The sequence below is a fragment of the Streptomyces sp. 2323.1 genome (assembly GCF_900221035.1).
In the GTDB taxonomy this organism is placed as follows: domain Bacteria; phylum Actinomycetota; class Actinomycetes; order Streptomycetales; family Streptomycetaceae; genus Streptomyces; species Streptomyces sioyaensis.
In genome coordinates, this window is the sequence record NZ_LT907981.1 from 378,002 (window position 1) to 394,043 (window position 16,042).

The 16,042-nt window shown below is 73.3% G+C and carries 5 protein-coding genes; 3 read left to right on the forward strand and 2 right to left on the reverse strand.

Annotation, left to right across the window (positions count from 1 at the left end; translation table 11 throughout):
• Positions 1-57: 57 nt before the first annotated feature.
• Positions 58-11,907 carry a type I polyketide synthase gene (locus CPH93_RS01290; protein WP_159394946.1) on the reverse strand — a complete coding sequence of 3,950 codons (11,850 nt, stop codon included), beginning with the start codon at positions 11,905-11,907 and terminating at the stop codon, positions 58-60.
• A gap of 380 nt (positions 11,908-12,287) precedes the next feature.
• Here CPH93_RS01290 and CPH93_RS01295 point away from each other — a divergent pair, with 380 nt between their 5' ends.
• Together CPH93_RS01295 and CPH93_RS01300 are read left to right on the forward strand one after the other, a co-directional pair.
• Complete coding sequence (locus CPH93_RS01295; protein WP_096215245.1) at positions 12,288-13,424, forward strand: molybdopterin-dependent oxidoreductase; 1,137 nt, start codon at positions 12,288-12,290, stop codon at positions 13,422-13,424.
• The gene (locus CPH93_RS01300) at positions 13,421-13,822 is read left to right on the forward strand and encodes a hypothetical protein (protein ID WP_096211651.1); all 402 of its coding nucleotides are present in this window, start codon (positions 13,421-13,423) and stop codon (positions 13,820-13,822) included. The genes CPH93_RS01295 and CPH93_RS01300 overlap by 4 nt, the downstream gene beginning before the upstream one ends.
• Before the next feature lie 51 nt (positions 13,823-13,873).
• Here CPH93_RS01300 and CPH93_RS01305 read toward each other — a convergent pair whose 3' ends face one another.
• Positions 13,874-14,890 carry an NADP-dependent oxidoreductase gene (locus CPH93_RS01305; protein WP_096211652.1) on the reverse strand — a complete coding sequence of 339 codons (1,017 nt, stop codon included), beginning with the start codon at positions 14,888-14,890 and terminating at the stop codon, positions 13,874-13,876.
• 113 nt (positions 14,891-15,003) lie between these two features.
• On the opposite strand from CPH93_RS01305, the gene CPH93_RS01310 reads away from it, so the two are divergent.
• A complete protein-coding gene (locus tag CPH93_RS01310; protein WP_093488002.1) occupies positions 15,004-15,990 on the forward strand; it encodes a GlxA family transcriptional regulator in 987 nt (328 codons plus the stop codon).
• Positions 15,991-16,042: the final 52 nt, after the last annotated feature.

The window sequence follows — 16,042 nt, forward strand, 5'->3', positions numbered from 1 at the left end:
GGTCAGCTCTCCATCATTCCGGCTTCGTCGGGTGTGGCTTCGTCGGGACGGCGGTGCTCAGCCGTCCGTGGCGCCGAACGCGAGGCGCACAAGGTCGTCGACTTCCATGCTCTCGATGGCATCGGAGTCAGGGGTGGCGTCGGCCTCGGGCTCGTGGTCCGGGCCGGGTGTGGCCGGCTGCGCCAGCGCCAGCAGATCGTCGAGCAGCCCGGCCGCCCGCAGCCGGGCGAGGGGAATGGCGGCGAGGGCCTCCCGTACCGCTGCTTCGTCCTCGGGTGCGGCGGCCGGCTCGGCGGGCTGCTCGGGGACGAGCTCCGCGCACAGGTGGTCGGCGAGGGCCAGCGGGGTCGGGTAGTCGAAGACGAGGGTGGCGGGCAGCAGGGCGCCGGTCGCGGTGCCGAGCCGGTTGCGCAACTCCACCGCGGTCAGCGAGTCGAAGCCGAGGTCCTTGAACGACTGCTGGTCGCCGACCTCGGCCGCGGAGGCGTGGCCGAGTACGGCGGCGACCTGGGTGCACACCACGTCGAGCAGGGCATGGTGTGCCTCGTCGCGGGTCAGGGTGGCGAGCGTACGGGTCAGCGTCTCGGCGGAGCCCGGACCGGCCGGTGCCGCCGGGCCCGCTGCCGTCCGGCGTGCCGCGGTCGGCAGGAGGCCGCTCAGCAGCGGCGGTACGGGACCGCCCGAACCCAGGGCGCGGGGATCGACCAGCATCGGCAGCAGGGCAGCCTCGGGCCGGCCGAGCGCCGCGTCATAGAGGGCGAGTCCGCGGTCGGCGGGCAGGGCGGGCAGGCCCGCGCGTGCCATGCGCTGCAGATCGGCTTCGGTGAGCCCGCTGGTCATGCCCGTCGTCTGTGACCACGGCCCCCAGGCGAGCGAGGTGGCGGGCAGCCCGGCGGCCCGGCGCTCGGCGGCGAAGGTGTCGCAGAAGGCGTTGGCGGCGGCGTAGTTGGCCTGGCCGGGAGCGCCGAACACCCCGGCGGTGGAGGAGAAGACGATGAACGCCGCCAGGTCCTCGTCACGGGTGAGTTCGTGCAGATGGACCGTCGCATCGGCCTTGGGGCGCAGGACCGCGCGGAGCCGCTGCGGGGTGAGCGAGGTGACGACGGTGTCGTCGAGTACGCCGGCGGTGTGGACGACGGCGGTGAGGGGGTGGTGCTTCGGTACGGAATCCAGCAAACCGCTCAACGCCTCACGATCGGCGATATCGCACGCGGCAACCTCGACCTCGGCACCGAGACCGGCCAACTCCTCGCGCAATGCGTCCACACCAGGAGCCTGCGGCCCCCGACGGCTGGCCAACAGCAGGTGTCGAACCCCGTGCTCGGCCACCAGATGCCGGGCCACCAACGCACCCAGACCACCCGTACCCCCCGTCACCAACACCGTCCCCTCCACATCGAGGGACACCGGCATCGTCAACACCACCTTGCCCACATGCCGCGCCTGACTCAGATACCGGAAGGCCTCAGGCGCCCTCCGCACATCCCACGCCGTCACCGGCAACGGCTCCAACACACCCCCCTCGAACAACTCCCGCACCCGCGCAAACATCTCCCCGATCCGATCCGCCCCCGCCTCCATCAGATCGAACGCCTGATAGCGCACACCCTCATGCTCCGCCGCCACCTGCTCCGGCTCACGGATGTCGGTCTTGCCCATCTCCAGGAAACGTCCACCGCGCGGCAGCAGCCGCAGCGAGGCGTCCACGAACTCCCGCGCCAGGGAATCCAGCACCAGATCCACACCCCGGCCACCGGTCTCCGCCAGGAACGACCCCTCGAAATCCAGATCACGCGACGAGGCAATATGCGCCTCATCCAGACCCAGGCCGCGCAGCGTCTCCCACTTGCCGGGGCTGGCGGTGGCGAACACCTCCGCGCCCAGGTGCCGCGCCAACTGCACCGCAGCCATCCCCACCCCACCCGCACCGGCATGCACCAGCACCGACTCGCCCGCCTGCACCCCACCCAACTCCACCAGCGCGTAATACGCCGTCAAAAACACCACCGGAACCGACGCCGCCTGCGCGAACGACCAGCCCTCCGGAACCCGGATCACCATCCGCTCATCCGCCACCGCCACCGGACCGAAGGCAAACGGGAACAACCCCATCACCCGGTCACCCGGGGCCAATCCGATGACGCCGGGGCCGGTCTCCGTGATCACGCCCGCGCCTTCGAGGCCGAAGGCTCCGGCGTCGCCGGGGTACATGCCGAGGACGTTCAGCACATCGCGGAAGTTCACTCCGGCGGACCGCACCGCGATGCGGACTTCGCCGCTTTCCAGGGGTCGTGCGGCGTCGTTGTGGGGCATGAGGGCGAGGTGGTCGAGGGTGCCCTTGCCGGTCATGCCGAGGCGCCAGCAGGTGCCGTCGGCGGGTTCGCGCAGTGCGGTGCCGGCGTGGACGGGGGCGGCCTTCGGCAGGTGCACGGTGCCGCCGCGGACGGCGAATTGGGGCTCGCTCGTGGCCAGTGCCGCGGGCAGGGCGGCGTACGAGGTGTCCTGGCCGTCGAGGTCGGCGAGGACGAACCGGCCGGGGTGTTCGGACTGTGCCGAGCGCACCAGGCCCCAGATCGGGGCGGCCGCGGAATCGTGGTGGGTGGTGCCGGGGGCGTCGACGGCTCCCCGGGTGACGAAGACGAGCCGGGCCGCGGCGGGCGGATTCGCCAGCCAGCGCTGGACCAGTGCCAGTGCGCCGGTCGCGGCCTCGTGCGGGTCGGCGGCGGGGAGGGCCACGAGGACGGTGCCGGTGGCCTCCTGGAGGTCAGGACCGGTCAGCCGGGTGGCGGGCAGGCCCGCGGCGTCCAGGTCGGCGGCGAGGTCTTCGCTGTCCAGGACGAGGAGTCGGGCCGGCTCCTCGGGGGGCGTCGTGGGGAGGGAGGCCACGGGCCAGTCGAGGTGGTAGAGGGGGCCGGCGGACCGGGCGGAGAGCGCGATCCGGTCGGCGGAGATTTCGCGCAGCGTCAGCGCTTCGATGTCGGCGACCGGCCGGCCGTCGGCGTCGGCGAGGGCGAGCGAGACGGTGTCGGGTGCGGACAGGTCGAGACGGACCCGCAGGTGCGTCGCCCCGGTCGCGTGGATCTGCACTCCGCGCCAGGAGAAGGGCAGGCGTCCGCTCCCGGTGTCCTCCGTCGGCAGGAAGGCGGTGGCGTGCAACGCGGCGTCGAGCAGCGCCGGGTGGAGCGCGAAGCGGTCCGCGTCCTGGTGTGCCGGCTGGGGCAGCGAGACCTCGGCGTGCACCTGGTCGCCGTGGCGCCAGGCGGCATGCAGGCCTTGGAAGAGCGGGCCGTAGTCGAACCCGCCCGCGCTCAGTTGGTCATAGAGGTCCTCGACGGGGAGGGGCTCGGCGTCGGCGGGCGGCCAGGCCGCGGGGGCGGAGGCCACGGGCTCCGGCGGGGCGGCGGTGAGGGTGCCGGTGGCGTGCAGCGTCCAGGGCTCGCCGGGGGCCGGGTCGACGGGGCGGGCATGGACGGTGAACGGCCGGTGGCCCTGCCCGTCGTCGGCGCCGAGGACCGCTTGCAGGTCCATCGCGTCCTGCTCGGGCAGGACGAGCGGGCTGACCAGGGTCAGGTCCGCCACCCGGGGGCAGCCCGCCCGGTCGCCGGCCAGGACGGCCAGTTCGAGGAAGGCTGTGCCGGGGACGACGGCGGTGCCCGCCAGGGCGTGCTCGGCGAGCCACGGCTGGTCGGCTGTCGAGAGCCGGCCGGTGAACAGGTGGCTGCCGTCGGCGAGTTCGACGGCCGCGCTCAGCAGCGGGTGGCCGGCGGGGCTGATTCCCGCGGTGGCGAGGGCGCGGGGAGTGGGCCAGTAGCGCTGCCGCTGGAAGGGGTAGGTGGGCAGGTCGGCGACGGCCGTGCGTCCCGGGTGGGCGTTGGCGACGGCGGACCAGTCGAGGTCCGCGCCGTGGACGTGGGCGCGGGCGAGGCCGTCGAGCAGCGAGCGGGACTCTGACGTCCGGTCGCGGAGCAGCGGGATGACGGCGGTGCCGGTGGCGTCGGGGGGCAGGCAGCCGGCCGCCATGGCGGCGAGGGTGCCGTCGGGGCCGATTTCGACGAAGCGCTGGACGCCCTGCTCGGCGAGCCCGCGGAGGCCGTCGTGGAACCGGACGGCGCCCCGCACCTGACGCACCCAGTAGTCGGGGAGGTGCAGTTCGGTGGCGGTCTTGCCGGTCAGGTTGGACACGACGGGGAGGCGCGGCTCGTGGTAGGTGAGGGCCTCGGCGACCGTACGGAAATCGTCGAGCATCGGGTCCATGTGCGGGGAGTGGAAGGCATGGCTGACCCGGAGCTGCTTGGTCCGGTGGCCGTCGGCGGCCAGTTGGTCGGCGATCCGGGTCACGACGGCGCGGTCGCCGGAGAGCACGACGGAGTCGGGGCCGTTGACGGCGGCGAGGGAGACCTGCTGGTCGAGCCCGTCGAGCAGCGGCCGCACCTCGGCCTCCGTCGCCTGGAGGGCGACCATGGCGCCGGTCTCCGGGAGCGCCTGCATGAGCCGGCCGCGGGCGGCGACGAGCGCGCAGGCATCGGCCAGGGAGAACACCCCGGCGAGGTGCGCGGCGGTCACCTCGCCGATGGAGTGGCCTATCAGGTGGTCGGCGCGCAGGCCGGTGCTCTCGGCGAGGCGGTAGAGGGCGGTCTCCATGGCGAACAGGGCGGGCTGGGTGTATTCCGTCCGGTCCAGCAGTCCGTCGGTGTCGTGGAACATGACGTCGCGCAGCGGCCGGTCGAGATGGCCGGCGAAGTGTCCGCAGATCTCGTCGAGGGCGTGGGCGAACACCGGGAAGGTGCGGTGCAGTTCGTGGCCCATGCCGGGGCGCTGGGCGCCCTGTCCGGTGAACAGGAAGGCGGTGCGTGCGCCGGGGCGGGCCACGCCGAGGGCGGCTCCGGTGGCCGGCTTCTCGCCGGCGGCCAGCCCGCCCAGGGCGGACAGCAGGCCGGCGCGGTCGGTGCCGTGGGCGACCGCGCGGTGCTCGAAGGACGCCCGGGTGGTGGCCAGGGCGTGGCCGACGGCCGCGGCGGGCAGGTCGGGGTGGTCTGCGGCGTGCGTGTGCAGGGCCGTGGCCAGGGCGCGGAGCGCTTCGGGGCTGCGGGCGGACAGCGGCCAGACGAGCGGCAGGGGGGCGGGGTCGGCGGCCTCTTGTGCGTCGTCCGGTGCCGGATGCGTGCCGTCCGCCGGCGTGGCGTCCGCAGGTACGGCGGGCCCGGCCGGTTCCGGGGTGGCCTGTTCGAGGATCAGGTGGGCGTTGGTGCCGCTGAAGCCGAAGGAGGAGACGGCGGCCCGGCGGGGGCGCCCGTGGTCGGGCCAGGTGGTGGGGGCGGCCAGCAGTTCCACGGCGCCTTCGGTCCAGTCCACATGGGACGAGGGGGCGTCGAGGTGCAGCGTCTGCGGGAGCAGGCCGTGACGCAGGGCCTGCACCATCTTGATCACGCCGGCCACGCCGGCCGCGGCCTGGGTGTGCCCGATGTTCGACTTCACGGACCCGAGCCACAGGGGCTGCTCCCCGGCGCGCTCCTGGCCGTAAGTGGCGAGCAGTGCCTGGGCCTCGATCGGGTCGCCGAGGGTGGTGCCGGTGCCGTGGGCCTCGACGGCGTCGACGTCACCGGCAGTGAGGCGGGCGTCGGCGAGCGCGGCCCTGATCACCCGTTGCTGGGAGGGGCCGTTGGGTGCCGTGAGGCCGTTGCTGGCGCCGTCGGAGTTGATGGCGCTGCCGCGGACGACGGCCAGCACGGGGTGCCCGTTGCGCCGGGCGTCGGACAGCCGCTCGACCAGCAGCATGCCTGCGCCCTCGCCCCAGCCGGTGCCGTCGGCGCCGTCGGCGAACGCCTTGCAGCGGCCGTCGGCGGACAGTCCGCGCTGGCGGCTGAACTCCAGGAACGCGGCGGGTGTGGACATCACGGTGACGCCGCCCGCCAGGGCGAGCGAGCACTCCCCCGACTGGAGGGCGCGGACGGCCCAGTGCAGGGCGACGAGGGAGGAGGAGCATGCCGTGTCGACGGTGACGGCCGGGCCTTCGAGACCGAAGGTGTAGGCGATCCGGCCGGAGACCACGCTCGCGGCGTTGCCCGTTCCCAGGTATCCGCCCACGGACTCGGCGGCGTTGCCCAGGACGGTGGTGTAGTCCTGCCCGTTGGTGCCGGCGAAGACGCCGGTTCGGCTGCCGCGCAGGGACAGCGGGTCGATGCCGGCCCGCTCGCACGCCTCCCAGCAGATCTCCAGCAGGATCCGCTGCTGGGGGTCCATGGCCAGGGCCTCGCGGGGCGAGACGCCGAAGAATCCGGCGTCGAAGCGGTCGGCCTCGGCGAGGAAGCCGCCCTGGCGGGTGTACGTCGTGCCCTCGTGCTCCGGGTCGGGGTCGTACAGCGCCGCGGTGTCCCAGCCCCGGTCATCGGGGAACTCGCCGATGGCATCGCCGCCGGCGGCCAGGAACTCCCAGAAGGCGTCCGGGGTCCGGATGCCGCCGGGGAAGCGGCAGCTCATCGCCACGATGGCGATGGGCTCGCCGGCCGTCGTGGCGTCGGCCCCGGAGGCCTCCACCTCCTGCCCGGTGCCGAGCAGTTCCGTCAGCAGGTAGCCGGCGACGGCCGAGGGGGTGGGGTGGTCGAAGACCAGGGTGGCCGGCAGCGGCAGTCCGGTGCGGCGGCCGAGGGCATTGCGCAGTTCGAGGGAGGTCAGGGAGTCCAGGCCGAGGTCCCCGAAGGCCCGGTCGGCGTCGACCCGGCCCGGCGAGGTGTGGCCGAGGACGGCAGCGATCTCGGTGCGTACCAGGTCGAGGACCTGGACCTGGCGCTCTTGCGGGGCCAGGGCGGCCAGTGCGTGGGCAGCCGGGGAGGCGGGGCCGGTGCCCGGTGCGGCCGCCGGTGCCGCGGTCCGCTTGGCGGGCCGGCCGACGAGCCCCCGGAGCAGCGGGGCAACCGCCGGGCCGCTTCTGCGGATCGCGGCGACATCGAGCGGCACCGGGACCGGTACGGCCCGGTCCTGGGCCAGACAGCGGTCGAACAGGTCGAGCGCGGCCTCGGTGGCCAGCGCGCCGACGCCGCCGCGGTCCATCCGCCGCCGGTCCACCTCGTCCAGGCGGGCGCTCATCTCGCTGCTCTCCGCCCACATGCCCCAGCCGAGCGCCATGGCCGGGCGGCCCTCGGCGCGGCGCCGCTGGGCGAGCGCTTCCAGGAAGGCGTTGCCGGCGGCGTAGTTGCCCTGGCCGGGGCCGCCGAACGTGGCGGCGGCCGAGGAGAACAGCACGAAGGCCGACAGGTCGAGGTCCCGGGTGAGCCGGTCGAGGTTGACCGCGGCGTCGGCCTTGGGCCGCAGGACGGTGGCGATCCGCTCGGGGGTGAGGGAGGAGATCACCCCGTCGTCGAGGACGCCGGCGGCGTGCACGACGGCGCCCAGGGGGTGTGACTCGGGGAGGGTGGCCAGCAGGTCGGCCAGGGCGGTGCGGTCGGCGACGTCGCAGGCGGCGAGGGTCACCCGGGCGCCCAACTCACGGAGTTCCGCGGCCAGTTGTACGGCGCCGGGCGCGGTCGCACCGCGGCGGCCGACGAGCAGCAGATGCCGTACGCCGTGTCCGGTCACCAGGTGTCGGGTGACGGCGGCGCCCACGGTTCCGGTGGCTCCGGTCACCAGCACCGTGCGGAACGAATCGAAGCGGCCTCCGGCCGTGGGGTGGGCGTGCGCGGTGTCCCGGGAGTGCTGGGGAAGCCGGGTCAGGCGGGGGGTCAGGAGGCGCCCGGCGCGGAGGGCGAGCTGGGTCTCCCCGGATCCCATGGCCGCGCTGACCGCCGCGGCGGGCAGGGTATCGACGCTGTCGTCGTGGTCGGCGTGGGTGTCCACGAGCACGAAGCGGTCGGGGTTCTCCGACTGCGCCGAGCGCACCAGGCCCCACACCGCGGCGGCGGGCAGGTCGGTGACGGTCTCGTCCGGGCCGGTGGCTACGGCGCCGCGGGTGAGGAGGACCAGTCGTGCGGGGGCGAGGGCCGGTCGAGCAAGCCAGTTCTGGAGCAGCGTCAGGGCCTGCCCGGCCGAGGTGCGGGCGGTGTCGGCCGGTTCGCCGGTGTCGCCGGTCCGCCAGGGCACGATGACGAGGTCGGGGACGCCGGCGCCTTGCTCCACTTCCGTGGCGAGCGCGTCCAGTGCGCGGTGGAGCGCGGGTCCTTCGGTGTCGGTCCCGGGGCTTTCCGCGCCGAGGACGGCGATCCTGGCGCGCGCCTGCTGCGGCGTGGACGGCTGCAGTGCGGTCCACTCGACGGTGAAGAGATCGTCGCGGCCGGAGGGCGCCTGCGGCGGTGCGGCCTCGGTGTCGGGTGCGGGTGTGACGGAGCCGAACGAGGCGACGGGCTCGCCGAGTTCGTCGGTGAGGTGGATGTCCAGGCCGCCGTCGTCCGCGGGGGCGAGGCGGGCGCGTACCGATTCCGCGGCCACCGCGTGCAGCACGCAGTCACGCCAGGACACGGCGACGGCGCCGGGGTGTCCCGCCGCCGGGAGCGCCTGGAGCACCGCGTCGAGCAGCGCCGGGTGCAGGGCGAACCGGGCCGCGTCGCCGCGGTACGCCTCGGGCAGCGCGGCCTCCGCGTACACCGTGTCGCCCTGCCGCCATACGCCCACCAGCCCATCGGGCTCGTCGCCTTCCTGCGGCGCGTGAAAGGCATCCACGTCCACCGGCCGGGCGTCGGCGGGGGGCCAGCTCCGCAGGTCATGGCCGGGGAGTGCGGGCGGCTGCGGGGTGAGTACGCCGTGGGCGTGCCGGGTCCACGGCGTCTCGTCGTCCTGCCGGTCGGCGGGGCGGGAGTGCACCGTGAGGGTGCGCGGTCCGTCCGGTTCCGCGGCGGCGTCGAGCACCACCTGGATCTCGACGGCGGACCGCTCGGACAGCACGAGGGGGGCGTCCACGCCGAGTTCGGCGACGTGCTCGCAGCCGGCGAGCGCGCCGAGGTGGAGGGCGAGGTCGAGGTAGGCGCTCGTGGGGAGCTGGACGCAGCCGTCGACCGCCCGGTCGGCGAGCCAGGGGTGGGCGGACGAGGCGAGGCGTCCGGTGGAGACGACGGCGCTGCGGTCCGCCAGCGTGATGGCCGTGGGGAGCAGCGGGTGTTCGCCGGTGCGGTGCGCGGTGGCCGCTTCGGGGGCCAGCCAGTAGCGCTCGCGCTGGAAGGCGTAGGTGGGCAGGTCGACGCGATCGGCGCCGGGGAAGAGGCGGTCCCAGTCGGGGCTCGCGCCGCGGGTGTGCAGGGCGCTCAGGGCGGTGAGGACGCTGTGGGTCTCGGGCCGGTCCTTGCGCAGGGTGGAGACGAAGAGGTGGCCGGGGTGGCCGGGGTCCGCGTCGAGGCAGCCCTGGGCCAGGGCGGTGAGGGTGGCGTCGGGGCCGATTTCGAGGAAGCGGGTGACGCCACGCTGGTCGAGTGCGCGGATGCCGTCCGCGAACCGTACGGCCTCCCGTACGTGCCGTACCCAGTATTCGGCGGTTCCCAGGTCGGTGGCCGGCTCCCCGGTCACATTGGAAATGACCGGGATATTCGGCTGATGGAACGTCAACTCTGCCGCAATAGCACGGAATTCGGCGAGCATGGGAGCCATCAGCGGGGAGTGGAAGGCATGGCTCACCCTCAGCCGCTTGGCCTTGCCGCCCTGCTGTTCGAAGCGGCGGACGAGCGGGGCGAGCGCCTCCTCGTCGCCGGCCACGACGGTCATCTCGGGCCCGTTGACGGCGGCGATGCTCAGCCGGTCGCCGGCGTCGGCCAGCAGCGGCAGCACCTCGGCCTCGGCGGCCCGGAGGGAGCCCATCGCGCCCCCGGCCGGCAGCGCCTGCATCAGACGGCCGCGGGCGGCCACGAGCCGGCAGGCGTCCGGCAGCGAGAGGACGCCGGCGATGTGCGCGGCGGCCAGCTCGCCGATGGAGTGGCCGAGCAGGAAGTCCGGTGTGAGGCCCCAGGATTCGACGAGCCGGAAGAGCGCCACCTCGAAGGCGAACAGGGCGGGCTGGGTGAATCCGGTCCGGTCCAGCGCCGCCGCGTCCTGGCCGAAGACGACGTCCGCGAGCGGCTGTGGCAGCTCCGGGTCGAGATGGGCGCAGATCTCGTCGAAGGCCTCCGCGAAGGCGGGGTACGCCGCGTGGAGGTCACGGCCCATCCCGAGCCGCTGGGCCCCCTGCCCCGCGAAGAGGAACGCGGTCTTGCCGCGGCCGGCGGTGCCCCGGACGGCCGCGGTGTCGTCGCCCTGCGCGAACCGGGCGAGGTGCTGGAGCAGTTCCTCGCGGTCCTCGCCCAGCACCACCGCGCGTTCCTCGAAAGCGGTACGGGTGGTGGCCAGCGACGCACCGAGGTCCACGGCACGGACGTCCGCGGGCAACTCGCCTGCGTGGGCGAGCAGTTGAGCCGCCTGGGCCCGGACGGCCGGTTCGCTGCGGGCGGAGAGCACCCAGGGCACCACCGGGAGCGGCGCCGGGGCGGACTGCTCGGCGAAAGGGGCCGGCTCCGCCGCGTCGGGGCCGTCGGCCGGTGCTTCGGTTCCGGTCGCGGGTGCTTCGGTGGCGGCGGGCGGGGCCTGTTCGAGCACGGCGTGGGCGTTCGTCCCGCTCACCCCGAAGGCCGAGATCCCGGCGCGCCGCGGCCGGTCGGTGTCCGGCCACTTCACGGCGTCGGTGAGCAGCCGGACCTCGCCCTCGCTCCAGTCGACGTGGGTGGAGGGCCGCTCGGCGTGCAGGGTGCGGGGCAGCACACCGTGCTGCATCGCCTGCACCATCTTGATGACTCCGGCGACACCGGCCGCGGCCTGGGTGTGGCCGATGTTGGACTTGACGGTGCCGAGCCACAGCGGGCGGCCGGCTTCCCGTTCCTGGCCGTAGGTGGCGAGCAGCGCCTGGGCCTCGATGGGGTCGCCGAGGGTGGTGCCGGTGCCGTGCGCCTCCACGGCGTCCACGTCGGACGCGGCGAGGCCCGCGGCGGTGAGTGCCGCGCGGATGACGCGCTGCTGGGACGGTCCGTTGGGGGCGGTCAGCCCGCTGCTCGCGCCGTCCTGGTTGACGGCGGTGCCCCGGACGAGGCCGAGGATGCGATGGCCGTTGCGGCGGGCGTCGGAGAGCCGTTCGAGCAGCAGCATGCCGACGCCTTCGCCCCAACCCGTGCCGTCGGAGTCGTCGGAGAACGCCTTGCAGCGGCCGTCGGCGGACAGCCCGCGCTGGCGGCTGAACTCCAGGAAGGTGACGGGGGTGGACATCACCGTCACACCGCCGGCGAGGGCGAGGGAGCACTCCCCCTGGCGCAGTGCGTTGCAGGCCAGATGCAGGGCGACGAGGGAGGAAGAGCAGGCGGTGTCGACGGTCACCGCCGGGCCTTCGAGGCCGAAGGTGTAGGCGACCCGGCCGGAGGCGATGCTGGCGGCGCTGCCGTTGCCCAGGTGACCTTCGAGGCCGGCGGGCGGCTCGGTGAACCGCGAGCCGTAGTCGTTGTACATGACGCCGACGAAGACGCCGGTGGGGCTGCCCTTGAGAGCCTGCCGGCGCAGTCCGGCCCGTTCGAAGGCCTCCCAGGACGTTTCGAGGAGGAGGCGCTGCTGCGGGTCGGTCGCCAGCGCTTCGCGCGGCGACATGGCGAAGAAGTCCGGGTCGAAGTCGGCGGCGTCGTGGAGGAAGCCGCCTTCCCGGGTGTAGCAGGTGCCGGGGTGGGCGGGGTCCGGGTGGTAGAGGGAGTCCACGTTCCAGCCGCGGTCCTCCGGGAAGGGCGTGATGCCGTCGGTGCCGTCGGCGACCAGCCGCCAGAGGTCTTCGGGCGAGCGCACGTTGCCGGGGTAGCGGCAGCTCATGGCCACGATCGCGATGGGCTCGCGTTCGCGGGCCTCCATCTCGCGCAGCCGCTTGCCGGTGCGGTGGAGGTCCGCCGTCACCCTTTTCAGATAGTCGCGGAGCTTTCCCTCGCTCACAGTTCAGCTCCCTTCCCCGGACCGCTCGGCGGACCGGCGGCCTGCCTCACAGCGGCGACCACGACGCTGGATTCCTCTACTCGCAGATCACATTCTGTGGGCGCCGGTCAGCCGATTTGTGCGCCGGCCGGGGACTCTAAGAGAACCCCTAGGAGCAATTCCGGTGACTTCGTGTGGGGCATTGGGTGTGGTGTGCCAAGCCCGGGTCAGATGAAGTCGTCGTCGGGTGAGCGTCTGTCGGATCGGGCACCGGCTCGGGGAGCACCGACACACCGACCGCGCCACACTGAGTGCTCACCTAGGCACAGTCAGTCGACGTCCCTGTTCCGTAAGGAGACGATTCGTTCCACGGTGCCCTTGCGGCCGCTGTGATGGGACGCATGAAATCGCGTTTCTCTCCGCCGGTGTTCAAGGGCGGACTCCATGACGCCCGCACGGCGACCTCGATCGGCCGTTGGCTGGGGCTGTCGTTCGCCGTGTGCTTCGTCACCGGACTGGTCAGCCACGTCATGCAGCATCCGCCGGGCTGGCTGGCCAACAACATCCCGAGCCGCCCGTCGTGGGGATACCGGCTCACCCAGGGCCTGCACGTCGCCTCCGGCATCGCGGCAATCCCCTTGCTGCTGGCCAAGCTGTGGACCGTGTATCCGCGGCTGTTCGCATGGCCGCCACTGCGGTCGGCCAAGCACGCCCTGGAGCGACTGTCGGTCGCCGTGCTGGTGGCAGGAGCCGTCTTCGAGCTGGCGACGGGACTGCTGAACACGGCCCAGTGGTACCCATGGCCGTTCTCGTTCGTGCCGGTGCACTACGCCGTGGCGTGGCTGGTCGTCGGGGCGCTGGTACTGCACATCGCGGTCAAGGCCCCGGAGATCCGGGCGCATTGGAGCCGGCGGTCGCCCGGGACGCTCGCCCTGCCCCCGCAGGACGGACCCGACCGGCGTTCCCTGCTGGCCGCAGTGGGTGCTGCCGTCGGGGCCGTCACGCTGACCACCGTGGGCCAGTCCTTCACCCCGCTGAAGGACTTCACCCTGTTCGCACCGCGCCACCCGGACAAGGGCCCACAGTCCCTGCCCGTCAACCGGACGGCTGCCGCAGCCGGCGTCGGCCGGATCGCCGACGAGGAGTACCGCCTGGTGGTGGACGGTCCGCAGCGGTACGCCCTGACGCTGGACGAGCTGCGCGCGCTGCCGCAGCACGAGGTGGAGCTGCCGATCGCCTGCGTGGAGGGGTGGAGCAAGTCGGCGCACTGGACGGGTGTGCGGGTCGTGGACCTGCTGGAGCGGGCGGGCGCGCCGCCGCACGCGCGGGTGCGGGTGACGTCGTTGCAGCTGCGCGGCGGCTACCGGGTGTCGGAGATGGGGCACGAGCACGCCCGCGACCCGTTGACCTTGCTCGCCCTGCGCCTGAACGGGGAGGAACTCGACCCCGACCACGGCTACCCGGCGCGGCTCATCGCCCCGAACCGTCCCGGTGTGCTTCAGACCAAGTGGGTCGGCCGACTGGAGGTGCTGGCATGAAGATGGTGCGTGCCCTTGCGGGCGTGGGCGGCGTGGTGCTCATGGGCGTGGGGGCGTCCTTGCTGAGGAACGTCCCTGACCTGACCGGCGTGCTGGTCTGGTTGGGCGGAGCAGTGGTGCTGCACGACGGGGTGATCGCGCCGCTGGTGTTGCTGGTCGGGCTGGTGCTGGTGCGCGGTGGCGTGCGCGGGCCGGTTCGTGGCGCGCTGACGGTCGCGGGCGCGTTGACCATGGTGGCGCTGCCGGTGCTGCTGCGCCCGGGGTCAAGGGCCAACTCCTCGGTGCTTCCGCTGGACTACTCGCGCAACTGGCTGCTCGCGATGGTGGCCGTGACCGCGGTGACGGCACTCGTGCTGGCCGCCCGGCGCTTCACCCGCAGGCGACGGCCACCGTCGTAGGGCAGGAGGGCAGCTGCCGGCCGGAGCAGCTGCTCGGAATTCGTTCGCCGGTCAGTCGCCTGCGCCGCTAGTGGGTCGCATGACGAGCACCAGCTTGCCCGTGGTTCGATTCGTCTCGCCAAGCTCGTGTGCCTTCGCGGCCTGCGCCATCGGGAACGTTCCCGCGATGGCCGCCCGGAGCTCGCCCGCCTCCGCGAGCTCGGCGATCGCCTTCATCCCGGTGTGATCGGCCTCGACGAGCAGCAGTTCGGTGCGCACCCCGAGCCGGTCGGCCTCTTCCGCCAGCCCCTGCGCCGGGAAGGGCAGGATCGAGACCAGCAGGCCGCCACGGCGCAGGGTGCGCAGCGAACGCAGCTGGTACTCGCCGCCGATGGTGTCCAGGACGACGTCGACGTCGTGGACGACCTCGGCGAAGTCGGCCTGCTGGTAGTCGACCACTTCGTCGGCCCCGAGGTCGCGTACGAATGCGTGTTTGGCCGCGCTGGCCGTACCGATCACATAGGCGCCGCGGGCCTTGGCAATCTGCACCGCGAGGTGGCCCACTCCCCCGGCCGCGGCGTGGATCAGCACCCGGTCTCCGGCCCGTATGGCGGCGGTGTCGACAAGTGCCTGCCAGGCGGTCAGTGCGGCGAGCGGGAGTGCTCCGGCCTGGACGTGGTCGATCGTGGCGGGCTTGCGGGCAAAGGCGCGCGCGGGCCCGGTGACGTACTCGGCGTGGGAGCCCACCCCGTAGGGATACGGCAGCATCCCGAAGACCTCGTCACCCGGCTTGAAAAGGGTGACCCCCGTTCCGACTGCCTCCACCACCCCGGAGACGTCCCACCCCAGGACGAACGGCGGCTGGCCGAGGAAGAGGCCCATTTCCCGGTGCTTCCAGTCGGTGGGGTTCACCCCCGCCGCATGGACTTTGACCAGCACCTCGCTCAGACCGGGTTCCGGGCGCGCCACCTCCACTTCCTTCAGTACCTCGGGCCGGCCGAGAACGTCCTGGCTGATCGCCCGCATCGTGGCCGTGTGCGTGGTCGCGGCCTGCTCTGCGGTGGTCTGTTGTGAAGTCGCTGTACTCATACGGTCCACACTGCCGTCGCGCGGCGGCACGGAGCAATGGCATGATGGTCACTATTCGATGGGATTCTGCCAATCGAGCAGCGGGGGGGACGGATGGACGGGATGGACGTGTCATGAGCCAGGCACCGCAGCCGCAATCGGCGCACCGCATCGTCGTCCTCGCACTCGACGGGGTCTATCCGTTCGAACTCGGCATCGCCAACCGGGTCTTCGGCAGCGCGGACGGCCGCTACGAGCTGCTCACCTGTACCGTCGACGGGCGCCCGGTGCGCACGGACGCCGACTTCGAGATCGCCGTCGACCACGGTCCCGAGGCCCTGCGCACCGCCGACACCGTGGTGATCCCGCCATTCGACCTGGCCCTGGCCACCGGCGAACTCTCTGACGCCGTCGCCGACGCACTCGCCATGATCCGCCCCGGCACCCGCCTGGTCTCCATCTGCACCGGTGCCTTCGTCCTCGCGGCGGCCGGACTCCTCGACGGCCGCCCCGCCACCACGCACTGGGCCCTCGCCGAACACTTCCGGCGCCTGTTCCCACAGGTCCGGCTCGACCCCGACGTGCTCTTCATCGACGACGGCGACGTCCTCACCTCGGCCGGTGCCGCATCGGGTGTGGACGTGTGCCTGCACCTCATACGCACCGACCACGGCAGTGCGGTGGCCAACCATGTCGCCCGGCTGTGCGTGGTGCCACCGTGGCGGGAAGGCGGCCAGGCACAGTACATCGAACAGCCCGTCCCCGAACCGACCGCCGTCACCACGGCCGCCACCAGGCAATGGGCCCTCGATCACCTGCACCTCCCGCTCACCCTTACCGACCTCGCAGGACATGCACAGATGAGCCTACGGACCTTCGCGCGCCGCTTCCGCGGCGAGGTCGGGGAGAGCCCGGGGCGGTGGCTCACGCAGCAGCGCCTCTCCAGGGCACGCCAACTCCTCGAAACCAGCGATCTGTCCGTGGACCAGATCGCCGGTCAGGTCGGCTTCACCACCGCCACCTCGCTCCGCCAGCACCTCCACGCCGCCATCGGCGTGGCCCCCCTCGCCTACCGGCGCACCTTCCACGCCACCCGCGAGGGCGAACCCTCCACCCGGTGAACGAGCATCTGGAAGCGCGGATCGTCGTCCGCGGCGGTGTCGGCTGTGTAGT